The sequence below is a fragment of the Halorubrum sp. AJ67 genome, assembly GCF_000513435.1.
This window is the reverse complement of record NZ_CBVY010000011.1, coordinates 57,378-58,798: the sequence shown is the minus strand read 5'-3', so window position 1 is coordinate 58,798 and position 1,421 is coordinate 57,378. Positions and strand designations below refer to the sequence as shown.

At 69.6% G+C, this 1,421-nt stretch carries 1 protein-coding gene and 1 pseudogene; both read left to right on the top strand.

Annotated features, from left to right (window positions below; translation table 11 throughout):
* Positions 1 to 146: 146 nt before the first annotated feature.
* Positions 147 to 983: an HTR-like protein gene (locus tag BN903_RS10245; protein WP_048077637.1), complete on the top strand. Its 837-nt coding sequence runs from the start codon at positions 147 to 149 to the stop codon at positions 981 to 983.
* Positions 984 to 1,115: 132 nt separating this feature from the next.
* Positions 1,116 to 1,421, top strand: a pseudogene (locus tag BN903_RS10240) (hypothetical protein); the annotation flags it as partial.

Sequence of the window (1,421 nt, the reverse complement as noted above, 5' to 3'; positions counted from 1 at the left end):
TCGACGCGGCCGGCGTCGGCGGGTCGGTGTCGGTCGTTCGGGCGACGAACGAGGGTGCGCGGATCGCCGACGAGGGCGGGGCGGACCCGCGATCGACCGACTCGGAGAGGGGTAACACTAAGCCTCGCGGCGACGGGGCGTAAGCCATGGCACGTCTTCCGTTCGGGGTCGCGCGCCTCGACTCGATCCTCGGCGGCGGAGCGCCCCCGGGAAGCGTCGTGTTGCTCGCGGGCGAGGCGGGTGCCGGCGCTCGGGAGTTCGCGTACACCAGCGCGGCGATGAACGCGTTGGCGCGCGCCGACGAGGAGCTGTTCGACCTGTACTACGGCGACATCGACGCGGGCGCGGCCCTGCCCGAGTCGGTCCACTACATCTCCTTTACCGCAGACACCGACGCGATCACCCGAGAGATGGGGTATACGATGGCCGACGAGATCGTCGACGCGGCGGTCGACGAAATCGAGTTCCGCGACCTCTCGCCCGAGTACTTCCAGCTGTCGCCGGTGCCGCGCGACTGGTACGAGACGGCGACGGCGTCGATCACCGAACTCGGCGACCGCGGCGAGTACGAGGACGTGCTCACCGCGTTCGGCGACTACCTCTCCGAACACGGGCAGGGGAGCCTCGTCTGTATCGACTCCGTCACCGACCTCGTCTCGATGGTCTCCGACGACACCGACTGGAGCGACGTGGCGATGGTGATGAAGGGGCTGAAGAAGGCCGCCTACGAGTGGGACGCTCTGGTGCTCGTGTTGGTGAACACCGAGGCGCTCCGCGACCGCGAGTTCGGCACGCTGATGGACGCCGCGGGCGGGACCCTCCAGTTCTCGTGGGAGAGCGGCGGCTCCCAGCGCGCCCGGACCATGTTCGTCCGCGAGTTCCGCGGCGTGCTCTCCCGGCTGGAGGACGAGAACATCGTCCGCTTCGAGACAGAGATCCACGAGGGCGGGTTCGACATCAGCGACGTGCGCAAGATCCGGTAGCGAACGCCGTCCCGTCGGCCGCTCCGCACCGCCTTCAGGCGGTTCAACCGCCCAAGTATCGATCGGGAGAACGCCGCGACAGATTACTTAAGCCTCGCGGCTCAACGGCACGTAGATGACGGAGGACCCTCGATGAGCGACCTCGACCCGGCGGCGGCCGCCCTCGACGCCGCCGCGGAGGACGCTGGCGTGAGCCGCGAGGAACTCCTCAAGCGCGCGCTCATCGCCCTCGCGGATTCTGAGGGAATCGACGTCCCGGACGCCGAGGAGGTGGCGGCGATCGACGCGCGGCTCGACGACCTCGACGAAGAGCTCGACGCCGCGGTCGCCGACCTCCGCGAGCGGTTCGTCGACCTCTACCGCGAGGTGGAGTCGCTGGACGCCGGTGCGGACGGCGACGGTGACGCCGACGGCAGTGCGGCGGACCCGGACCGCCTC